Source organism: Streptomyces sp. NPDC050704 (genome assembly GCF_040654355.1).
In the GTDB taxonomy this organism is placed as follows: domain Bacteria; phylum Actinomycetota; class Actinomycetes; order Streptomycetales; family Streptomycetaceae; genus Streptomyces.
Genome location: NZ_JBFAHW010000014.1, coordinates 136,863 through 155,863, shown reverse-complemented (window position 1 = coordinate 155,863; position 19,001 = coordinate 136,863). Strand labels below are relative to the sequence as shown.

The following is a 19,001-nucleotide window of genomic DNA, read 5'->3' as shown; positions in this document are numbered from 1 at the left end:
CCAGCCGCATCGGGGGGGGGGGGGGGGCCCCCCCCCCCAGGGATGGGACGGGTAGGGGCGGCGGGGGCGAAAACCCCCCGGGCTCCCCCGGCACAGCACCCACCCCCGAACACGCCCCCACCCCCGACGCCGCATCCCCACCCCCGCCCCCACCAGGCACCCCCGGCGGAGCCGCCCCCTTCGACCACCTCCCCACCATGACCACGGGCCTGCCCCGGACACCCCCACCGACACCGACCGCCGCACCCGCAGACCGCCCGCCGATCCACCCCGCCTACGACTACGGCTACGGCGGATACGGCTACCCCCAGCAACACCCCCAGCCCGCCGGCTACGGCTACCCGCCCCCTCCGAGCTCGACCCCGCCCTACGGCCCGACCCCTCCCTACGGCCCCACTCCCCCGTACGGCCCGGGAGTCGGACCCCAGCAGGAGCCCCCGCGAAGAAGCGGCCGTTCCACCGCCGCGCTGATCGCGGTGGCCCTGATCGTCGCGCTCGGCGCGGGTGCCTCGGTCTACACGCTGATGAAGGGCGAGGGGAGCAGCAGCGCCGAAGGCGACCCCACCCCGCTCCCGACGACCGGCGCGCCCACCACCCCGGGCCCCGGCACACAGGACCCCACGACCCAGCCGCCGACCACACAGGAGCAGACGCCGACGGACGGCGCGATCCCCACCGAGTACCTCGGTACGTGGAGCGCGTCGATCGACAACGACACGGGCAGCAACAGCCGCCGGCTCACCATCCAGCAGGGCGAGGTGGGTGACACGGTCCTCGCGCTCACGGCGGACGGTCCGGCGGGCGCCGGCGCGTACCACTGCGTGTTCGAGGCGGAGCTGGCCGAGGCCCCGGCCGACGGCGGCCCGCTCCGGATGGGCCCGTCCGAGGTCACCGTCGGCGAACCGGCGACCTCCTGCACCCCGGGTGCGGCCTCGGAACTGACGATCCTCCCGGACGGCCGCCTCCGCCGGGTGAACACGGGCAACGGCGAGGAACTGACGTACACCAAGCAGTGAAGAACTGACGTACACCAAGCAGCAGCAGCAGCAGCGACCGACCGCCTCTGAAGCGGCCGCCCCTGAAGCGGCCGCCCGTGAAGTGGGTGTCCCTGAAGTGGGCGCCCCTGAACAGCTGTTGAACTTCAGCCGTCCTCAGCGGAATGCCGTGCTCCCCGCTCGTACAGTGTCCGAACCGTCGGACTCCGGGGAGTGGTGGGGGCACCCAGTGGAGTGGCTGAGCGCAGAGAACCTGGTGGCCGTGGGCACGGCGTTCGTCGGCATCGCGGCCTCGGGAATCATGGTCTGGTACGAGCGCCGGGTCCCGCGCCGCAAACGGATCGGCTACCGCGTCCAGATGGACAACCCGATAGGGGACGACGTCCGGCTCGGCAGAGCCAGCGTCCGGCTCGGGCTGTTCGACGAGGCACCGGGAATGGCCGACGCGACCCTCGTCCTGCTCCGGATCGAGAACGACGGCTCGCAGAGCATCGCCGACATGGACTACACGGGACGCGAACGGCACGGCCTGACCGCGGTGTTCACGGACCGTGTCATCCGCGGGGTCTCGGTGACCCAGCCGCCCGAGACCGACCACCTCATGGACCACTTCACCCCGTCGAACGGGCTCGGCTACCAGGACAGCACCCTGCGCATCCCCCGCGTCCCGCTCAACCGCGGCGAGCACTTCAAGCTGCTCGTGCTGCTGTCCGGCGGCGATGTGGGCAGCGGGATACGGCTCATCGGCGGTATCCGCGACGGCGAGGTGCACCCCAACCGCAGTGCGACCCCGGACGAGAAGCCGCCCCTGTTCAGCCGGGCCTCACGGCTGATCACCGGGCTGCTCACCCTGTGCGTCCTCGCGCTCGCCGTCATCGTGGTCGGCCGCGACGACACCCCGCCGCCGATCGGCTGCGAGCAGGGCGAGTTGACGGTCACCGGTTCGACGGCGTTCGGGCCGGTGATGCGGGAGCTGGCCGACAAGTACGAGGACGACTGCGAGGGCGCGTCGATCGACGTGGACCCGCACGGCTCCACGGCCGGAGCCCAGCAACTCGACGCCCTCGGCGCCAAGTCGAAGAACGGCTCCCCGCCGATGATCGCCCTCTCCGACGGCCGCAAACCGAGCGGCCTTCGCGAACTGCGCGAGACCCGCGTCGCCGTCTCCGTCTTCGTACTCGTCGCCCACCAGGACCTCCCGGTGAAGAACCTCTCGACCAAGGACGTACGCCGCCTCTACAACGACGAGATCAGCAACTGGAAGCAGCTCGGCGGCCCCGACCTGCCGGTGCGCCTGATCAGCCGCGACGCCAACTCCGGTACGCGCAAGGTCTTCCAGCGTCGTGTCCTGGAACGGAACGAGGGCGCCAACACCTCGTCCGACTGCGTACGCAAGGACTACCCGTCCGCCCCGGTCGTGCGCTGCGAACTCTTCTCCACCGACCAGGTGCTGAGCACGGTCGCGAAGACCCCGGGCGCCATCGGCTACAGCGAACTCAACCTCGCCACCGGCTACGAGGGCGTGCACCGGGTCACCCTGGACGGCCACGACCCGTCCGTCGAGGAGATCGAACACGGCACGAGCGACTATCCGTACCGCGAGATCGAGTACGCGTACACGTACGGCTCGCCGCCCGCCGACTCGCTCGTCTCCAGCTTCCTCACCTACATCAGCCGGGGCAGCGGACAGGACGTGATCCGGACGCACGGGCACCTGCCGTGCTCGACGCCGGTGGGGCAGCGGATCTGCGTCGAGGGATGACCGACCGGCGTCCCCGTCCCCGTCCCCGTCCCCGTCCCCGTCCCCGTCCCCGCCGGGAGGCGGCAGGGACCCTTGTGTGCGCCGGACGCGCGCACAACCATGGAGCCATGTCACCCACCACGCCACCCGTACCGCCCACCCGCCCCAGCAGAAGAGCCGTCCTGGCCGCGACGGCGGCCGCCGGAGCCGTCTCGGTGGGTCCGTCGGCGGCGCCCGCGGCGGCGGCCACGTCCGTGCCGACGGCCGAGTTGGCGGACACGCCCGCGAGGCCCGCGGCGCCGGCCGAGGCCGAGAAGCCGGGCGCGCGCCCGCCGGCCACGGCTCAGCCGCCCTCCCGTGAACTCCGCGCCCTGTTACGGGAGATCGACCCGGCCCGCATCGAGGCGACCGTCCGCAAACTCGTCTCCTTCGGCACCCGGCACACCCTCTCCACGCAGGACGACCCGGACCGCGGTATCGGAGCGGCCCGCGACTGGATCCTCGCGGAGATGCGCTCGTACGCCGCCAGGTCCGGCGGCCGGATGACCGCCGAACTCCAGTCGTACGTCCAGGAACCCGCGTCCCGCATCCCGGTCGCGACCCGCATCACGAACGTCGTGGCGACCCTGCGCGGCTCGGTGGCCCCCGAGCGGATCTACGTCGTCTCCGGCCACTACGACTCCCGCGTCAGCGACGTCATGGACGCCACCTCGGACTCACCGGGCGCGGACGACGACGCGTCGGGCGTGGCCGTCGCGATGGAACTGGCCCGGGTGATGGCGACCCGCCGCCCGGCCGCCACGATCGTCTTCGCGGCGGTGGCGGGGGAGGAGCAGGGGCTGTACGGGGCCGCGCACATGGCCTCGCGGTTCAAGGCGGCGGGCGCGGACGTGCAGGGCATGTTCACCAACGACATCATCGGCAGCCCGAAGGCCGACGACGGCACGAAGGACCCCCACACGATCCGCCTCTTCGCGGAGGGCGTCCCGTCCTCCGAAACCCCCGAACAGGCCGCGACACGCCGCTCGGTGGGCGGCGAGAACGACTCCCCGTCCCGCCAGCTGGCCCGTTTCGTCCGGGACACGGCGGACAACTCCGCGACGGGCATGAACGTACGGGTCATCTACCGCCGCGACCGCTATCGCCGGGGCGGCGACCACATCCCCTTCCTCGAACGCGGCTATCCCGCCGCCCGCTTCACGGAGCCGACCGAGGACTTCGCCCACCAGCACCAGGACGTACGGGTCGAGGACGGGAAGCAGTACGGGGACCTGCCGGAGTTCTGCGACTTCCCCTTCATCGCCCGCGTGGCCAAGGTCAACGCGGCCGCCCTGTGGACCATGGCGCAGGCCCCCGGCACCCCACGAGACGCCAAGATCCTCACCGCCGACCTCACCAACTCCACCCAGCTGACCTGGACCCGAGGCCCCGAACCCGACCTCGCCGGCTACGAGATCGTCTGGCGCGAGACCACAGCCCCCGAGTGGACCCACGTAATCCCGGTCGGCGACGCAACGACCCACAAGGTCGACCTGTCGAAGGACAACGTCTCCTTCGGCGTACGAGCGGTGAACAGGGCGGGCCTGCGGAGCCCGGTGGCATACCCGGCCCCGCAAGCCTGATTTTCAGCCCGTCCGGCGTTTGAGGACGAGGCCGTCCAGGCCGAAGGGGGGTCTGGGGGCGTAGCCCCCAGCGATGGGACGGGTAGGGGCGGCGGGGGCGAAAAAGGGCTTTCAGCGAGGCTCGGGCGGCCGCTGCCGAGGCATGTTCGGCCGAGCCCCCGGCGGCAACGGAGGCCGCCCAGGCGGAGCCACATCCCCCCGAGCCACCCCACCCCCACCGGCCTGGATGGCAAGAGGAGCGGACCCGGTCCGAAACTCGACCATCCAGTCCGCGGTCTCCGCCCGCACCAACTCCGTCACATCCTCGGAGAACCGCCGCAACACCCCGAGACACCGCTCGGCAGCCTCCCCGGCCGTCCCGTCCGTCGGCCCAAGAATCTCCCGCACACACTCCGAGGCCCAGTCGAACTGAAGTACCTGCAACCGCCGCTGCACGGCCTGCGCGGTGGCCACATCCCTTATCCACCCCGAGGTGACCCCGAAGTACCGGTCCCCCGCCACACACGCGACCCCGAGCACCAACGCCAGATACCCCCAGGCCGCGGCCCCACCGACCACCCCCGTGAGATCGAGCACCGGCAGCGCCGCCCCGGCGAGCGCCCCCACGGCCGCCCCACCCCGCAGCGCCCGCGCCCCGCGCCGCTTCCACACCCGGTCGGCGAGATACCAGGACGCCGTGGTCAGCGCCCCCGCCTCCACCCACCGGTACAGCTCGTGGAGCCGCTCGGCCGGCTCCCCCCAGTCCCCGAGCGGAAACGGCCGCCCCATCAGGTCCACGGGCCCCGGTTCACCGGGCCGCAGGAACCCGGGCCGCGCTCCGTCGCGCCGAGCACCCTCGCCCTGGCCGTCGTCCGGGCCGTCGCCCCGACCGTCGTTCTGGGCCGACCCCTCGGGGTGCATGTCCGGCTGGCTCACCCGACACTCCCTATCGTTACGTTGCGTGACGGTAACGTGGCGCGAGGTGCTCATGCGCCGCGTCCTTACTACCTCCCAATGGGTGGCGATGGCCCCGGTTTCGGTGGTTTTCCGCTCGGACGTGGGTCTTGATCAGGTATAGGCCAATCGGTTGTCTCACTCGAAAGAGTGCTGGGGCGACGGCCCCGCGGACCACGTAGGCTCGTGCCAGGGCGGAAAACACCGCCACAGCCGTACACAGCGGCGCCCGCAGGCAATGCACACAGCAGTACTCACCGCAGTACTCCCAGCCGTACGAAACCAGGAGCTGATCGTGATTCCCGGTGGTGGCCAGCCCAACATGCAGCAGCTGCTCCAGCAGGCCCAGAAGATGCAGCAGGACCTCGCGAACGCGCAGGAGGAACTGGCGCGCACGGAGGTCGACGGCCAGGCGGGCGGCGGCCTGGTGAAGGCGACGGTGACGGGCTCCGGCGAACTGCGCGCGCTGCAGATCGACCCGAAGGCCGTGGACCCCGAGGACACCGAGACCCTCGCCGACCTGATCGTCGCGGCGGTCCAGGCGGCCAACGAGAACGCCCAGACACTCCAGCAGCAGAAGCTCGGCCCGCTGGCCCAGGGACTGGGCGGCGGCAGCGGCATCCCTGGCCTGCCGTTCTAAGTCAACCCGGCGGTCTCTTCTAAGAAGGCCGGGCGCCAACTACCGTACGTACCAAGAAGGCAAGCCCGACTACGGTACGTACCCAGTACCAAGTACCCATTGACCGACTGAGCGAGCGAGTGGGAACAGGAAGGCAATCCGTTGTACGAAGGCGTGGTCCAGGACCTCATCGACGAACTGGGGCGGCTCCCCGGCGTCGGTCCCAAGAGCGCGCAGCGGATCGCCTTCCACATCCTCCAGGCGGAGCCGACGGACGTGCGCCGTCTCGCGCAGTGCCTGATGGAGGTCAAGGCGAAGGTCCGCTTCTGCGCGACCTGCGGCAACATCGCACAGGAAGACCTGTGCAACATCTGCCGCGACACCCGCCGCGACCTCTCCGTCATCTGCGTGGTGGAGGAGCCGAAGGACGTGGTCGCGATCGAGCGGACGCGTGAGTTCCGGGGCAAGTACCACGTCCTGGGCGGCGCGATCAGCCCGATCGAGGGCGTGGGCCCGGACGACCTCCGTATAAGGGAGCTGTTGGCGAGGCTGGCCGACGGCGTGGTGACGGAGCTCATCCTGGCCACGGACCCGAACCTGGAGGGCGAGGCCACGGCCACGTACCTCGCCCGCATGATCAAGCCCATGGGCCTCAGGGTGACCCGCCTGGCCAGCGGTCTCCCGGTGGGCGGTGACCTGGAATACGCCGACGAGGTCACCCTGGGCCGCGCCTTCGAGGGAAGGCGGCTGCTGGATGTCTGAGGTAGTTCTTGAGGAAGTTCATGAGGAAGGTCGGCTTCTAGATGTCTGACGCCACGCTGCACGCGACCAGCCAGGACCCCGACGACTTCGCGGTCCAGATCGCGGACCAGATCGAGAGCTTCCTCGTAGCGGTCACCGAGGTCGCGAAGGGCGACGAGCCGGACTCGGCCGTCCCCTTCCTCCTCCTTGAGGTCTCCCAGCTCCTGCTCGCGGGCGGCCGGCTGGGCGCACACGAGGACATCGTCCCCGACGAGCGCTACGAGCCCGACCTGGGCCCCGAGCCGGACGTCGACGGACTCCGCGAACGCCTCGCGCTGATGCTCGACCCGGTCGACGTCTACTCCGAGGTCTTCGACCCGTACGAGCCCCGCAAGGCCCCGGTCCCGGCCCGCATCTCCGACGACCTGGCCGACGTCATGACCGACCTCCGCCACGGCATGGCCCACTACCGCGCGGGCCGCACCACCGAGGCCCTCTGGTGGTGGCAGTTCTCCTACTTCTCCAACTGGGGCTCCACCGCCTCCGCCACCCTCCGCGCCCTCCAGTCCCTGGTAGCCCACGTCCGCCTGAACCAACCCCTGGAAGAACTGGACGGCCTCGACACCGACCAGGACCTCAGCGAGGACGCTCTCGCTGAGGCAGCCGGCAAGGTGATGGTGGAGGAGATCGCGGAGCCACTGGGGTTGCGGACGGTCAAGTAGCCAACCCGATGGGCCAGTACAGCAGTTGGTCAGAGACCAAGCGCCGCCTGCGGGAGAACCAGCCCGACGTCACCGACGCCGAATGGGAATCCCGCAGGCACGCGGCACGCACGGCGACCGAGGCGTACGTGGCGGGGTATCGACTGCCGGAGATCCGCGAGGAGCAGGCCTGACCCCGGCCAGGAGGAACTGGCGGTATGCCGACACCTCTGATGACGTGGTCCCGCTGGCCGGGGGGCGCCTCACCAAGGGCGTTGTCCGGATCGCCTGGTCCCGGCGGGAGCACGCGTACACCGCCGCCCATCGCCGGGTCTTCGAGGCGGCCCTCGCATAGCGGTGCGTCACGCGTCGAGTAGGCCGAGCGTCGCGTGCAGTCGGGCCGGGTCCACGTACGGTGTGCTCGGTGTCGGCTCGCTGTACCACTGCAACGGCCAGGTGTTCCCGTCCAGAGCCGGGATGCCGATGTACGTGACCGTGCGGGTCCCGACCCCGCCGAACCGTTGCACGCCCAGCGGCCACTCGCGCGCCTTCGCCGCCCCCGGTGCCAGCAGGAAGTACATCCACCGGAACCCGACCGCCTCGCAGACGACGGGTCCCGCGTCACCGTCCGCCGCCTCGATGAGGGCCGCGGCGACCTGTTCACCGCGAACACCCTGGATGCGGAGCGTGTCGAAGTAGATCCCGGACACGCGGAGTTGGTGGCCGGCGAGGGGGACCCAGGCGGGGCGGTAGTGGGGGAGTGCGTTCGTCATGGTCACACGGTGGCGGTCGCGAGGCTACTCTCGGTAGTGACTGGAGCGCTACGCGCCGGGGTGTAGCCGTGGAAGGTGGCCGCAGTGTCAGTCCAGTACAACGCCGCTACGCCGTCGCCGATCAACTGGCGTTACAGCGGCAACCAGATGAAGCGCTGGCGCATGAAGGCGAACATCAGCCGCGAGGAGCTGGGCGCCGCCGCCAATTACTCACCGGACACCATCAAGGCAATGGAGCAAGGCGTACGGATGCCGACGCCGCGCGCCCTCGATGCGGCGGATGAGCTGTGTTGTGCGGAAGGGCTGCTGAGTGCGGCCACGCAGTACTTGCAGAGGGAGAAGTTCCCCGCACGGGCGCAGGACTTCATGCAGCACGAGAGGGAGGCGATCAGTCTCTGGTGGTACGAAGTCACGCTGATCCCCGGCCTGTTGCAGACGGAGGAGTATGCGCGAACGTTGATCGAGAACCGCTACCCGCCTCTGGACGAGGAGACCGTCGAGGAGCGGATCGCGGCACGTATGGAACGGCAGTCCATCCTCACGGATCGGAAGCCTCCGGTGGGCCTGAGCTTCGTACTCTACGAAGCGGTGTTGCGCAGCCCTCAGGTGAATGCCAAGCAGCTGCACCGACTACTGGAATCGGCCTCACTGCGGAACGTCGTGTTGCAGGTGCTCCCCTTCGAGCGAGCTGTCACCGCCGCGCTCATGGGGCCCATGGTGCTACTGGAGACCCGCGAACACGAGCGGCTCGCCTTCACGGAAGGCCCGTTCGCCAGCGAACTGTCGGCTGATCCGGAGGTTGTCAGCCGAGTGATGGAGCGGCTTAGCATGATCCGCGCGCAGGCTCTCAGCCCCGCTGAGTCGGCCCGTTTCATCGAGCGGATGGTGGATCAGCTATGAGCGAGCAGTTGCAGTGGTTCAAGTCCAGCTACAGCGACGACGAGGGCGGCGCCTGCGTCGAAGTCGCCCTCGCCCCCGTAGCCACCCACATACGCGACACCAAACTGGCCCCCAACAGCCCAGAGTTGAGGGTCCCCACCCCGGCCTGGTCCGCCTTCATCTCCGCAGTTCAACCCGGAGCTTGAGCCCCGAGACCCGAGCTCCTCTTCTGGGTTTTGGTTTGGGTTTTCAAAGATGGATCTACCCAACCAACCAAGTCTGTACATGAGTTGAGGGCGCGTAACTCGTAAGGGTGACGTTCCGTGATCAGCTTGCATCAGAACGTAAAGCCACTCTAGGTTCGCGGCAAATAGATCGGCCTCGGTCGGTGCGCCAACACCGGCTCCGAGGCCTAGACCTACGCATCGAATCGAGAGTTCGACCGTGGCTTACGCCCAGCCTAGCCCTGCCCTGCCGCGCACCACCCACCCCATGGCCAAAACGGGTTACGGAAAGCGCGCCGTGGGTGACGAATCCCCACACGCGGACGCGGACTTCGCGCATCTGTGCCCCCGGGACGCCGAGTTCGCCGTCTTCATCGACCACCTCGACGACGGCCACGCGATGGGGCACAAGGTGATCGCGGCCGAACACCCCCGCCACGGCCAGCAGGCATCCCGTACGTCTCTCAGGAGCCTCACCGAGGTCGGCCACCTCCGCTGGATCAAGGAGCACATCACCGTCGAGGACGGCTCGATGCGATGGGTGACGCGGACGTACTGGTCGCGTACGCCCAGGTCGCGGGAGTGGTGGACGGAGTTCGCACGCGAGCGCCGAGGCAAGGACGTGACGCGGAACCACCAGCCGGGCCTGGCCCGAACGGAGTCCCAGCCGTCCGCCCCAACCCCAACCCCAACCTCGGCCCCGGCCCCGGCCCCAACCTCGGCCCCGCCCCCGGCCGCCGAGCCGGCTCCGGACGCGGAACCGACCCCCGAGCCCAGCGCCGCGTACCGCGCACTCGCCCAACTCCGCGCCGCAGACGCCCGTATGACCCTCTCCGAAACCGAGTGCCGAGCGCTCGAACCCCTCGCCGCCCAGTGGCTGGCACGCGGCGCCACCCCGGCCGACATGGCTCGCGCACTGACCGACGGGCTGCCGCCCACCATCACGAACCCGGGCGGTCTCGCCCGCATCCGACTGGAGAACAAGATGCCTCCGAAGAAGAACGACACCGCCGAGACCAGCTCCGGCCGCCCCCTCCGCGCTCGCGTGACCCGCGTGATCATGGCGTGCGCCACCTGCGACGCGGACGAGCGGACGGCGAAGATCGAACGGGGCGTGTGCGAGGAGTGCCTCGCGGAGGAGGCGGAGCTGGGGATGACGCCGGAGGACGTCAAGAAGGGCTTCGAGGAGATCGCCCACATGGGCACCGCGACCGCCCGTCTCCTCAAGCAGAAGCTGGAGCGGCGTACGGGCGGACCCGTGTCCGACACGTTCCGCCCCGTGCCCATCGAGGACCGCGTCCACTATCACTACCGCGACAACCGCGACCGCATCGCGAACGGCCTCCCGCCGAGGCGCTGGAAGCCGTGACGGTCGAGAACGGGCACCTGACCCTGCGGCTCGACGCGGTCCTGATCGCCCGGCTTCAGGGGTACGCACAGGCGGATCGGCGTTCTGTCGACGCCGTGGTGGCGGATGCAGTCGAGGAGTACCTCGGCACTCACCCGAACCACGAGCAACGGCGGGCCGCTGGTCTCGCGGCCATGCGGGAGTACGAGGCGGAGTACGGGCCCATCACCGCAGAGGAACAAGCGGAGGCCAGTGCCTGGGCCCGGCGGCTTTTCGGGGTCTGCGACGACGCGAGGGACGGTCCATCGAGAGAGGACGGCGACGTATGAGCTTGCAGGACGTGCCGGTCGGGGCACCATGGTGGCAAGGAGGCGACCCCATGACCCCCATGACCGCAGACCGGCCCCAGATGTCCGTCGAGGAGTTCGAGGAGTTGGCCAGCCGCGCGCCGGAGAACGTGCGGTTGGAGTTCATCAATGGGAAGGTCCAGGTCAAGCCAGTGACCGATGGTGATCACGACCAGATCATCGCGTGGTTGCAGAGGATGTGTATGCAGCACCGTCCCGAATTGTGGCTGTACGGGGAGCGCGGGATGAAGGTCGAGCGCTATCGCAAGGGCCGTGCTCGTCCTGACGGCGTTCTGGCACCCTTCGGTTTCCCGAAGGGGCACGGGGAGTGGTCGGATGCCCCGGGAGTGCTTATGGCTGTTGAGGTCACCTCGTTCGACGCCGACACCGACCGGCGGGACCGGATCGAGAAGCCCGACGGCTACGCGGCTGCAGGCATCCCGGTGTACCTGCTCATCGACCGGGACGACTGCTCGGTCACCGTCTTCACTGATCCGGAGGACGGCCGCTACCGTCGGCAGCTGAAGGAGCCGTTCGGGGCATCCGTCAAGATCCCGGTCCCTGTCGGCTTCACCCTGGAGACCGAGGAACTCAAGGAGTTCGTGGGTTGAGGGAGCTGAGAGACGCGGTCCCTACAACCCCCACAACCCCTTGGCCAGAGTCGTGACCCCGCCCCCCAACGCCAGCAGCAGCACCAGCAGCCGGGCCTGCTTCTCCGGCACCCGCCCCGCGAGCCCCCTGCCGATCAAACCCCCCACCACCATCCCGGCCACCGCCAACCCCCACACCGGCGCGCTCAGCCGGGGCACCCCGTTCGCCGCGACCGAGAACACGTTGACCACGGCTCCGTAGAAGAACGCGTTCGGTACGAACTCCCGTACCGTCCAGCCCGCGTTGACCGCGTAGAGGGAGACCGGGGGGCCGCCCACCCCGGCCGCCGAGTTCATGAAGCCGCCGACCGCGCCCGCGGCGACCGCGCCGCCGCCTCCGCGCAGGGCGGGTACCCGGGCGCCGCGCAGCACCAACAGGACGGCCGCCGTCACCAAGGCGCCCATGAAGACCAGCAGTTCGGGCTCGGGCAGGCGGCGGGCCAGCCAGGTTCCGGCCGGGACCGTGCAGGCCGCCGCCGCGCACAGCGGCACCATCGCGCCGAGCCGGACCAGCCGCCAGCCGCCGCCCGCGAGGCCGACCAGGCAGATCGCGCCCGAGGCGCAGTTGGCGAGGACGACGCCCTGTGCCGGGCCGAGCAGCAGCGCCAGCGCGGGTACGGCGACGAGTGCGAACCCCATGCCCGTCAGCCACTGCACCGACGCGCCGAGCATCACGATCCCGCCCAGCAGCAAGCCGGCCTCCCAACCGCCCGCCATGGCTGGCCCCTTCCCTTCCCTGCCTCTTCTTCGCCCTGTCACCAGGCCATATGAGCAACTTGCCGACAGGGGCTGCCGGGAACATGTCCAGCAGGAGAACGTAGTACGGCGAAAAACATCGGCCATCGCGACCATGGCTTGAATTGGACGAACCTTGGCTCTGTGCTGGACATGTGCTGGCCAGAGCTTTACCAGCGTAACGAGAGGGTTGGGAGCGTTCCCACCGGGAGCAACTCAAACCCCCCTCGGTAACACTGGAGTTGTGATGAAGCGTCACATACGGACCCGTGCGGTCATCGTCACCGCCGCCGCCCTCGTCACCGCCGGAGCCGTCACCGTCGGTGTCAGCCAGGCCGAGCCGGCGCACCAGGCGAAGCCCGCGAAGGCCAAGTCCGCGAAGGCCACCAAGGCGACGATCGCCGCGCTGTTCGACGGCTGGAACGACGCCCTGCAGACCGGTGACGCGGAGAAGGTCGCCGACCGCTACGCCCCGGACGCCGTGCTCCTGCCCACCGCGTCGCCCAAGATCCGTACGGACCGTGCGGAGATCGTCGACTACTTCGAGCACTTCCTGCTGAAGAAGCCGTCGGGCGAGAAGATCAGATCGGTGATCAACGTCCTGGACTCCAACTCGGCGATCGACGCCGGGATCTACGAGTTCCACCTCACCGACCCGAAGACCGGTGAGAAGAAGGAGCTGGAGGCCCGCTACACGTACGAGTACGAGAAGCGTGGCGGCGAGTGGCTGATCGTCAACCACCACTCTTCGGTGCTGCCCGCCGAAGGCTGAACCGCACGCACAACCCCCCACCAGGGGCGTCCCTCAGTACCACCGCACCGCCGTCATCCGTGACCAGCTGCTTGACGATGGCCAGGCCGAGCCCCGAGCCGGCCCGGCCCGTCAGGCCCTGGCCGCGCCAGAAGCGGTCGAAGGCGCGGGACTTCTCCTGGTCGGACATCCCCGGACCCTGGTCCAGCACGGACAGCAGCACCTCGTCGGCACGGGCCGACACCCGGACGGTGATCGTGGCGCCGTCCGGGGACACCTCCAGGGCGTTCGACAGCACGTTGTCGAGGACCTGGTCGAGGTGACCCGGGCTGGCCAGCACGAGCGGCCGGCCGTCGACCCCCTCCTCCAGCGCGATGGTCACACCGCGCTCGTCGGCGGCCGGCCTCCAGACCGAGAACCGCTCCTCGATCACGTCGAGGATTTGCAGCGGCTCGGCGGCGGACACCTTCGCCTCCGCGCGCGCGAGCACCAGCAGGCCGTTCACCAGGCGGCTCATCCGGACCACCTCGGAGGTGGCCTGCTCCACGTCCTCCCGTACGAACTCGTCGTCGACGCCGTCCGCGATGTTGTCCAGGGAGAGGCGCAGCGCCGTCAGGGGCGTACGCAGCTGGTGCGAGGCGTCGGCGACGAAGACGCGCTGCGAGCCGATCAGGCTGTCGAGGCGCTCGCCGGCCGAGTTGAGCGTGCGGGCCAGCTGCTGGGTCTCGTGCGGGCCCGTCACCGGTGAGCGGGCGGTGAGATCGCCGTCGCTGAAACGGGTCGCCATGTCGTTGAGCTGGCGCAGCGGGCGGGTGAGTCGGCGGGCGACGAGGACGCCGAGACCGGCCGCGGCCGCCAGGACGGCGGCGGCCAGCCCGGCCCGGAAGCCCCAGATCGTCCACAGCCGCGAGGTGAGGGTGTCGGTCGAGTACACGATCCTTACGGCGCCCACGACCGGACCCTTGCTCTCGCGGTCCGCCGTGGCTTCGCGGGCGGGGACGGTGATCACCAGGTTCTCGCCCCAGATGAAGTCCGAGCCCCAGTCGGTCGTCTCGCCCCCGCGCCGCAGGGTCTTGGTCAGCGCCGCGTCCTGCTCCGGCCGGAGCAGGCCAGGCGCGCAGCTCCGCTCGCCGGTGGTGATCACCTGGACCTTGCCGGGTGTCTCGACGCTGTACGCCCCGGCCATCTCGTCCAGTGCCTGGCAGGAGGCGGAGTTGCCGTTGCCCAGCAGCAGGGCCATGGTCCTGGCCTCGCGGAGGACGGACAGCCGGGTGTCGTCGCGCAGTTGGTCGGTGAGTGTGAAGGCGACCGGGACGGTGAACAGCGCGATGGCGATCGCGACGAGCAGGATGTAGCTGCGGACGAGCTGGCTGATCATGAGACGCCGCTGCCGCTACTGCCGGTGTTGCTGCCGGCGCCGTCGCCGGTGTCGCCGGTGCCGGTCTCGGCTCCGTTGATGATCTCCAGGCGGAAGCCGACCCCCCGTACCGCCTCGATCGCGATGGCACCCGCCAGTTTCCGCCGCAGCGCCGCCACGTGGACGTCGAGCGTCTTCGTCGGGCCGAACCAGTTCGCGTCCCAGACCGCTTCCATGATCTGCTCGCGCGACATCAGCGCGCCCGGCTCCTCGGTGAGGAAGGCCAGCAGGTCGTACTCCTTGGGCGTGAGGGCCACCTCGGCACCGTCCAGGCGTACGCGGGCCGCCTTGCGGTCGACGGTCAGCCGGGACCCGTACCGGTCCGGGCCGCTCTCCGCGGCCGTACGCGGCTGGACGCGCCGCATCACCGCCCTTATCCGCGCGATGACCTCACGTACGCCGAAGGGCTTCGAGACGTAGTCGTCGGCGCCGAGCTCCAGGCCGACGACGCGGTCCGTCTCGTCGCTGCGCGCGCTGATCACGATGATCGGCACGTCACCGCGCGCCCGCAGGGCCTTGCAGACGTCGAGCCCGTCGGTGTCGGGCAGGCCGAGATCGAGCAGTACGACGTCGTACGGGTCCCCGTGGGCCAGGGCGTCACCGCCCGTGGCGACCCACGCCACCTCGAATCCGTAGCGCTGCAGCCCGCGCCGGAGCGACTGGGCGACCGGCTCGTCGTCTTCAACCAGGAGTACGCGCACAAGCGGAACCTTAGTGCTTGAAATTTAAGGTGCCCGGTCATGGGTGTGACGAGGCGCACTTTGGGAGTGAGGATCGGGTGCGCAGGGCAGATGCGGTCCTGGAGCGGCCGGGACTGCCCCGATGGAGGGAAGGCAGGAAGGCGGACAGCCAGACAGCCGGCCAGACAGCCGGAGTGATCAACTTGTGAGCGGGACATCTCACGATGCGATATCTCCGGGGTGGAATTCGGCCGCTCGTTAGACTGAGCCGACCGCACTCATGCGGTACCAGACGGATTGAGCGAGGAGCGCACGTGGGCCTTGTCGTGCAGAAGTACGGAGGCTCCTCCGTAGCCGATGCCGAGGGCATCAAGCGTGTCGCCAAGCGAATCGTCGACGCCAAGAAGAACGGCCACCAGGTCGTTGTCGTGGTGTCGGCGATGGGTGACACGACGGATGAGTTGATCGATCTCGCCGAGCAGGTATCCCCGATTCCTGCCGGGCGTGAGTTCGACATGCTGCTGACCGCCGGAGAGCGGATCTCCATGGCCCTGCTGGCGATGGCGATCAAAAACCTGGGCCACGAGGCCCAGAGCTTCACCGGCAGCCAGGCGGGCGTGATCACCGACTCCGTCCACAACAAAGCGCGCATCATCGATGTCACGCCGGGCCGCATCAGGACGGCGCTCGACGAGGGCAACATCGCGATCGTCGCCGGTTTCCAGGGCGTCAGCCAGGACAAGAAGGACATCACCACGCTGGGGCGCGGCGGGTCCGACACGACCGCCGTCGCGCTGGCCGCCGCCCTCGACGCCGAGGTCTGCGAGATCTACACGGACGTCGACGGTGTGTTCACCGCCGACCCGCGGGTGGTGAAGAAGGCCCGGAAGATCGACTGGATCGCCTCCGAGGACATGCTGGAGCTCGCCGCCTCCGGTTCCAAGGTGCTGCTGCACCGCTGCGTCGAGTACGCACGCCGTTACGACATCCCGATCCACGTCCGCTCGTCCTTCTCGGGACTGCCGGGCACCTGGGTCAGCAACGAGAATCCGCAAGGGGACACGCAGGTGGAGCACGCCATCATCTCCGGAGTTGCTCACGACATCTCCGAAGCGAAGATCACGGTCGTCGGCGTCCCGGACAAGCCGGGCGAGGCCGCGGTGATCTTCCGCGCGATCGCGGACGCCGAGATCAACATCGACATGATCGTGCAGAACGTGTCGGCGGCCTCCACGGGCCTCACCGACATCTCCTTCACCCTCCCGAAGGCCGAGGGCCACAAGGCCATCGACGCGCTGAAGAAGGCGAAGGACGCGATCGGCTTCGACTCGCTGCGCTACGACGACCAGATCGGCAAGATCTCCCTGGTCGGCGCGGGGATGAAGACCAACCCGGGGGTCACGGCCTCCTTCTTCCAGGCGCTGTCCGACGCGGGCGTCAACATCGAGCTGATCTCGACATCTGAGATCCGCATCTCGGTCGTGACCCGCCAGGACGACGTCAACGAGGCCGTGCGCGCCGTGCACACCGCCTTCGGGCTCGACTCCGACAGCGACGAGGCAGTCGTCTACGGAGGCACCGGCCGCTGATGGCCAAAACCGTGGGATCCGGGACCGTGCGACCCGGATCCGCAGGGCCGACGCTCGCGGTCGTGGGAGCGACCGGGGTCGTCGGCACGGTCATGCTCCAGATCCTGTCCCAGCACGCGGACATCTGGGGCGAGATCCGTCTGGTCTCCTCGCCGCGCTCGGCCGGCCGCAAGCTGGCCGTGCGCGGCGAGGAGGTCGAGGTGGTGGCCCTGACGGAGGAGGCCTTCGACGGGGTCGACGTCGCGCTGTTCGACGTACCGGACGAGGTCGCCGAGCGGTGGGCGCCACTCGCGGCCGCCAAGGGTGTCGTTGTGGTGGACAACTCGGGCGCCTTCCGGATGGATCCCGAGGTGCCGCTGGTGGTGCCCGAGGTCAATCCGCACGCCGCCCGCGTCCGGCCGCGCGGCATCGTCTCCAACGCCAACTGCACGACCCTGTCGATGATCGTGGCGCTGGGCGCGCTGCACGCCGAGTTCGGGCTGCGCGAGCTGGTGGTGACCGCGTTCCAGGCGGTGAGCGGGGCCGGGCGCCGGGGCGTCGACACCCTGCGGCAGCAGCTGTCGCTCGTCGCCGGTACGGAACTGGGGACCACCCCCGGTGACGTACGGCGGGCGGTGGGGGACAACACCGGGCCGTTCCCGGAGCCGGTGGCGCTCAACGTGGTGCCGTGGGCCGGGACGGCGCGGGAGGACGGGTGGTCCTCGGAGGAGATGAAGGTGCGGGACGAGTCCCGCAAGATCCTCGGGCTGCCGAATCTGCGCGTCGCCGTCACCTGCGTACGCGTGCCGGTCGTCACCGCGCACTCGCTGACCGTCCACGCCTGCTTCCAGGACGAGGTGACGGTGGACCGGGCGCGCGAGATCCTCGCCACGGCCCCCGGGGTCGTGCTCTTCGACAATCCGGAGGCGGGGGAGTTCCCGACGCCGGCCGACGTGGTGGGTACGGATCCCACCTGGGTCGGGCGGGTGCGGCGGGCGCTCGACGATCCGACGGCGCTCGAACTGTTCGTGTGCGGGGACAACCTGCGCAAGGGTGCCGCGCTGAACACGGTGCAGATCGCGGAGTTGGTGGCGGCGGAGCTGTGAGCGGCGGAGTTGTGCGCGGCGTTGTGACTGGTCACAGCGTTCGGAGTGGTCCGCCCCGGAAATCTTCTGGCCGAAACTGGAAAAATTTGTAGAATCTGTGTGAGTTTTGTGGCTGGACGCTGGTCCGGACCACTTGTGTCGAGGCCTCTGGCGTTCGAAGATTTTGCTCCCCGTTCTCCGCAACCGCGCGGAGGGCGGGGAGCGTCTTTGCGGTCGCCCTTCAGGGGGCGTCCGGGTGCTGCGTTCAATTGGGGCATAAGGGAAGAGCTGGTATGCATGAGGGCATTTGACGCACTGTCAGACGGCCGCGCTGGCCGTGGTGCGCAGCCTGACGCAAAAGTAATGCCTGTCGCGTACAACCCCGACGGGGGGAAACGTGTCCAACTGGCGTGGCTGAGGTACTCGAATTCACCGTCCCGACGCGCGGCGCCGCTCTCGGCGGTGCCCTGCGTCCGCCCCGCCGACCCCGCACGTCCGGCGCGTCCGGCGGCGGCATGCCGGTGATCGCCCCCATGCCCGCAGCGCGGCCTACCCGCATACCGAACCAGCGCGAGGGCACCGACGAAGCCCTGGCGGCCGGCACGACCGTCGACCACCTGACCGAGACCTATCGCGCCCACTACCGGTCGCTGCTGCACCTCGCGGCGCTCCTCCTCGACGACACCGCGTCCTGCGAGGACGTCGTCCAGGAGGCGTTCATCCGGGTGCACTCGGCGCGCAAGCGGGTTCGCGACCCGGAGAAGACCCTCGCGTATCTGCGCCAGACGGTCGTCAACCTGTCGCGCTCCGCGCTGCGCCGCCGCATCCTCGGCCTGAAGCTCCTCTCCAAGCCGATGCCCGACATGGCGAGCGCGGAGGAGGGCGCGTACGACCAGCTGGAGCGCGACGCCCTGATCAAGGCGATGAAGGGGCTCCAGAGACGCCAGCGCGAGGTCCTGGTCCTGCGGTACTTCGCGGACATGACCGAGGCGCAGGCCGCCGAGACCCTCGGCATATCGCTGGGTTCGGTGAAGGCCTACGGCTCGCGCGGCATCGCGGCGCTGCGCGTCGTCATGGAGGCGCAGGCATGAGTGGGTACGACAGGGCGCGTCACAATGGACACGGTCGCGAGGACGGCGACAACGGCGAGGGTCGCGGCGCACGCGACCACAACGAGCATGAGCAGCACGCT

At 69.6% G+C, this 19,001-nt stretch carries 21 protein-coding genes; 16 read left to right on the top strand and 5 right to left on the bottom strand.

Going from position 1 to position 19,001, the window contains the following annotated elements; genetic code table 11:
• Positions 1 to 197 precede the first annotated feature (197 nt).
• The 3 genes from AB0I18_RS11035 to AB0I18_RS11025 all read left to right on the top strand — a co-directional run bounded on the left by AB0I18_RS11035 (position 198) and on the right by AB0I18_RS11025 (position 4,358).
• Positions 198 to 1,016 carry a hypothetical protein gene (locus tag AB0I18_RS11035; RefSeq protein WP_363105106.1) on the top strand — a complete coding sequence of 273 codons (819 nt, stop codon included), beginning with the start codon at positions 198 to 200 and terminating at the stop codon, positions 1,014 to 1,016.
• 208 nt (positions 1,017 to 1,224) lie between these two features.
• Entirely contained in the window at positions 1,225 to 2,757 is a 1,533-nt protein-coding gene (locus tag AB0I18_RS11030) for a substrate-binding domain-containing protein (RefSeq protein WP_363105117.1), read from the top strand.
• A 107-nt stretch (positions 2,758 to 2,864) separates the two neighbouring features.
• Positions 2,865 to 4,358, top strand: a complete 1,494-nt coding sequence (locus AB0I18_RS11025; protein ID WP_363105105.1) for a M20/M25/M40 family metallo-hydrolase — start codon at positions 2,865 to 2,867, stop codon at positions 4,356 to 4,358.
• Between the two features lie 111 nt (positions 4,359 to 4,469).
• Here AB0I18_RS11025 and AB0I18_RS11020 read toward each other — a convergent pair whose 3' ends face one another.
• Positions 4,470 to 5,258 (bottom strand): SLATT domain-containing protein, encoded by a 789-nt coding sequence (locus AB0I18_RS11020; protein ID WP_363105116.1) that lies wholly within the window; start codon positions 5,256 to 5,258, stop codon positions 4,470 to 4,472.
• A 328-nt stretch (positions 5,259 to 5,586) separates the two neighbouring features.
• On the opposite strand from AB0I18_RS11020, the gene AB0I18_RS11015 reads away from it, so the two are divergent.
• The 4 genes from AB0I18_RS11015 (at position 5,587) to AB0I18_RS11000 (ending at position 7,546) form a co-directional block, all read left to right on the top strand.
• Positions 5,587 to 5,931, top strand: coding sequence for a YbaB/EbfC family nucleoid-associated protein (locus tag AB0I18_RS11015; RefSeq protein WP_151485156.1), 345 nt, complete (start codon positions 5,587 to 5,589; stop codon positions 5,929 to 5,931).
• A 141-nt stretch (positions 5,932 to 6,072) separates the two neighbouring features.
• Positions 6,073 to 6,672: a recombination mediator RecR gene (gene recR, locus AB0I18_RS11010; protein ID WP_363105104.1), complete on the top strand. Its 600-nt coding sequence runs from the start codon at positions 6,073 to 6,075 to the stop codon at positions 6,670 to 6,672.
• A 41-nt stretch (positions 6,673 to 6,713) separates the two neighbouring features.
• Positions 6,714 to 7,373 (top strand): DUF5063 domain-containing protein, encoded by a 660-nt coding sequence (locus tag AB0I18_RS11005; RefSeq protein WP_363105103.1) that lies wholly within the window; start codon positions 6,714 to 6,716, stop codon positions 7,371 to 7,373.
• Positions 7,374 to 7,381: 8 nt separating this feature from the next.
• The gene (locus AB0I18_RS11000; RefSeq protein WP_363105102.1) at positions 7,382 to 7,546 is read left to right on the top strand and encodes a hypothetical protein; all 165 of its coding nucleotides are present in this window, start codon (positions 7,382 to 7,384) and stop codon (positions 7,544 to 7,546) included.
• 168 nt (positions 7,547 to 7,714) lie between these two features.
• On the opposite strand, the gene AB0I18_RS10995 is transcribed toward AB0I18_RS11000, so the two are convergent.
• Entirely contained in the window at positions 7,715 to 8,125 is a 411-nt protein-coding gene (locus AB0I18_RS10995) for a hypothetical protein (protein ID WP_363105101.1), read from the bottom strand.
• An 84-nt stretch (positions 8,126 to 8,209) separates the two neighbouring features.
• Between AB0I18_RS10995 and AB0I18_RS10990 the strand changes: the two genes are divergently transcribed.
• From AB0I18_RS10990 to AB0I18_RS10970, 5 genes are all read left to right on the top strand, one after another.
• Positions 8,210 to 9,025, top strand: a complete 816-nt coding sequence (locus AB0I18_RS10990) for a helix-turn-helix transcriptional regulator (protein WP_363105100.1) — start codon at positions 8,210 to 8,212, stop codon at positions 9,023 to 9,025.
• Complete coding sequence (locus tag AB0I18_RS10985) at positions 9,022 to 9,210, top strand: DUF397 domain-containing protein (RefSeq protein WP_363105099.1); 189 nt, start codon at positions 9,022 to 9,024, stop codon at positions 9,208 to 9,210. Before AB0I18_RS10990 ends, AB0I18_RS10985 begins: the two co-directional genes overlap by 4 nt.
• Before the next feature lie 316 nt (positions 9,211 to 9,526).
• Complete coding sequence (locus AB0I18_RS10980; protein ID WP_363105098.1) at positions 9,527 to 10,597, top strand: hypothetical protein; 1,071 nt, start codon at positions 9,527 to 9,529, stop codon at positions 10,595 to 10,597.
• Positions 10,594 to 10,905: a hypothetical protein gene (locus AB0I18_RS10975; protein WP_363105097.1), complete on the top strand. Its 312-nt coding sequence runs from the start codon at positions 10,594 to 10,596 to the stop codon at positions 10,903 to 10,905. The genes AB0I18_RS10980 and AB0I18_RS10975 overlap by 4 nt, the downstream gene beginning before the upstream one ends.
• 50 nt (positions 10,906 to 10,955) lie before the next feature.
• Positions 10,956 to 11,534, top strand: coding sequence for a Uma2 family endonuclease (locus tag AB0I18_RS10970; RefSeq protein ID WP_363105096.1), 579 nt, complete (start codon positions 10,956 to 10,958; stop codon positions 11,532 to 11,534).
• A gap of 21 nt (positions 11,535 to 11,555) precedes the next feature.
• Here AB0I18_RS10970 and AB0I18_RS10965 read toward each other — a convergent pair whose 3' ends face one another.
• Positions 11,556 to 12,290 (bottom strand): sulfite exporter TauE/SafE family protein, encoded by a 735-nt coding sequence (locus AB0I18_RS10965; protein WP_363105095.1) that lies wholly within the window; start codon positions 12,288 to 12,290, stop codon positions 11,556 to 11,558.
• Positions 12,291 to 12,555: 265 nt separating this feature from the next.
• Between AB0I18_RS10965 and AB0I18_RS10960 the strand changes: the two genes are divergently transcribed.
• On the top strand, positions 12,556 to 13,080 hold the full coding sequence (locus tag AB0I18_RS10960; protein ID WP_363105094.1) for an SgcJ/EcaC family oxidoreductase: 525 nt from the start codon (positions 12,556 to 12,558) through the stop codon (positions 13,078 to 13,080).
• On the opposite strand, the gene AB0I18_RS10955 is transcribed toward AB0I18_RS10960, so the two are convergent.
• The gene (locus tag AB0I18_RS10955) at positions 13,043 to 14,437 is read right to left on the bottom strand and encodes a HAMP domain-containing sensor histidine kinase (RefSeq protein ID WP_363105093.1); all 1,395 of its coding nucleotides are present in this window, start codon (positions 14,435 to 14,437) and stop codon (positions 13,043 to 13,045) included. The genes AB0I18_RS10960 and AB0I18_RS10955 overlap by 38 nt on opposite strands.
• A complete protein-coding gene (locus tag AB0I18_RS10950; protein ID WP_363105092.1) occupies positions 14,434 to 15,177 on the bottom strand; it encodes a response regulator transcription factor in 744 nt (247 codons plus the stop codon). The genes AB0I18_RS10955 and AB0I18_RS10950 overlap by 4 nt, the downstream gene beginning before the upstream one ends.
• 293 nt (positions 15,178 to 15,470) lie before the next feature.
• On the opposite strand from AB0I18_RS10950, the gene AB0I18_RS10945 reads away from it, so the two are divergent.
• The 3 genes from AB0I18_RS10945 (at position 15,471) to AB0I18_RS10935 (ending at position 18,900) form a co-directional block, all read left to right on the top strand.
• Positions 15,471 to 16,745: an aspartate kinase gene (locus AB0I18_RS10945; protein WP_363105091.1), complete on the top strand. Its 1,275-nt coding sequence runs from the start codon at positions 15,471 to 15,473 to the stop codon at positions 16,743 to 16,745.
• Positions 16,745 to 17,830 carry an aspartate-semialdehyde dehydrogenase gene (locus tag AB0I18_RS10940; protein WP_363105090.1) on the top strand — a complete coding sequence of 362 codons (1,086 nt, stop codon included), beginning with the start codon at positions 16,745 to 16,747 and terminating at the stop codon, positions 17,828 to 17,830. Before AB0I18_RS10945 ends, AB0I18_RS10940 begins: the two co-directional genes overlap by 1 nt.
• 494 nt (positions 17,831 to 18,324) lie before the next feature.
• Positions 18,325 to 18,900: a SigE family RNA polymerase sigma factor gene (locus tag AB0I18_RS10935; protein ID WP_363105115.1), complete on the top strand. Its 576-nt coding sequence runs from the start codon at positions 18,325 to 18,327 to the stop codon at positions 18,898 to 18,900.
• The last annotated feature ends 101 nt before the right edge of the window (positions 18,901 to 19,001 follow it).

Bases quoted from the DNA above. Each gene is read 5' to 3' on its own strand.
- AB0I18_RS11035 (WP_363105106.1), top strand. From the start codon at position 198: ATGACCACGGGCCTGCCCCGGACACCCCCACCGACACCGACCGCCGCA.
- AB0I18_RS11025 (WP_363105105.1), top strand. From the start codon at position 2,865: ATGTCACCCACCACGCCACCCGTACCGCCCACCCGCCCCAGCAGAAGA.
- AB0I18_RS11020 (WP_363105116.1), bottom strand. From the start codon at position 5,258: ATGCACCCCGAGGGGTCGGCCCAGAACGACGGTCGGGGCGACGGCCCG.
- AB0I18_RS11005 (WP_363105103.1), top strand. From the start codon at position 6,714: ATGTCTGACGCCACGCTGCACGCGACCAGCCAGGACCCCGACGACTTC.
- AB0I18_RS11000 (WP_363105102.1), top strand. From the start codon at position 7,382: ATGGGCCAGTACAGCAGTTGGTCAGAGACCAAGCGCCGCCTGCGGGAG.
- AB0I18_RS10995 (WP_363105101.1), bottom strand. From the start codon at position 8,125: ATGACGAACGCACTCCCCCACTACCGCCCCGCCTGGGTCCCCCTCGCC.
- AB0I18_RS10985 (WP_363105099.1), top strand. From the start codon at position 9,022: ATGAGCGAGCAGTTGCAGTGGTTCAAGTCCAGCTACAGCGACGACGAG.
- AB0I18_RS10970 (WP_363105096.1), top strand. From the start codon at position 10,956: ATGACCCCCATGACCGCAGACCGGCCCCAGATGTCCGTCGAGGAGTTC.
- AB0I18_RS10965 (WP_363105095.1), bottom strand. From the start codon at position 12,290: ATGGCGGGCGGTTGGGAGGCCGGCTTGCTGCTGGGCGGGATCGTGATG.
- AB0I18_RS10960 (WP_363105094.1), top strand. From the start codon at position 12,556: ATGAAGCGTCACATACGGACCCGTGCGGTCATCGTCACCGCCGCCGCC.
- AB0I18_RS10955 (WP_363105093.1), bottom strand. From the start codon at position 14,437: ATGATCAGCCAGCTCGTCCGCAGCTACATCCTGCTCGTCGCGATCGCC.
- AB0I18_RS10940 (WP_363105090.1), top strand. From the start codon at position 16,745: ATGGCCAAAACCGTGGGATCCGGGACCGTGCGACCCGGATCCGCAGGG.
- AB0I18_RS10935 (WP_363105115.1), top strand. From the start codon at position 18,325: ATGCCGGTGATCGCCCCCATGCCCGCAGCGCGGCCTACCCGCATACCG.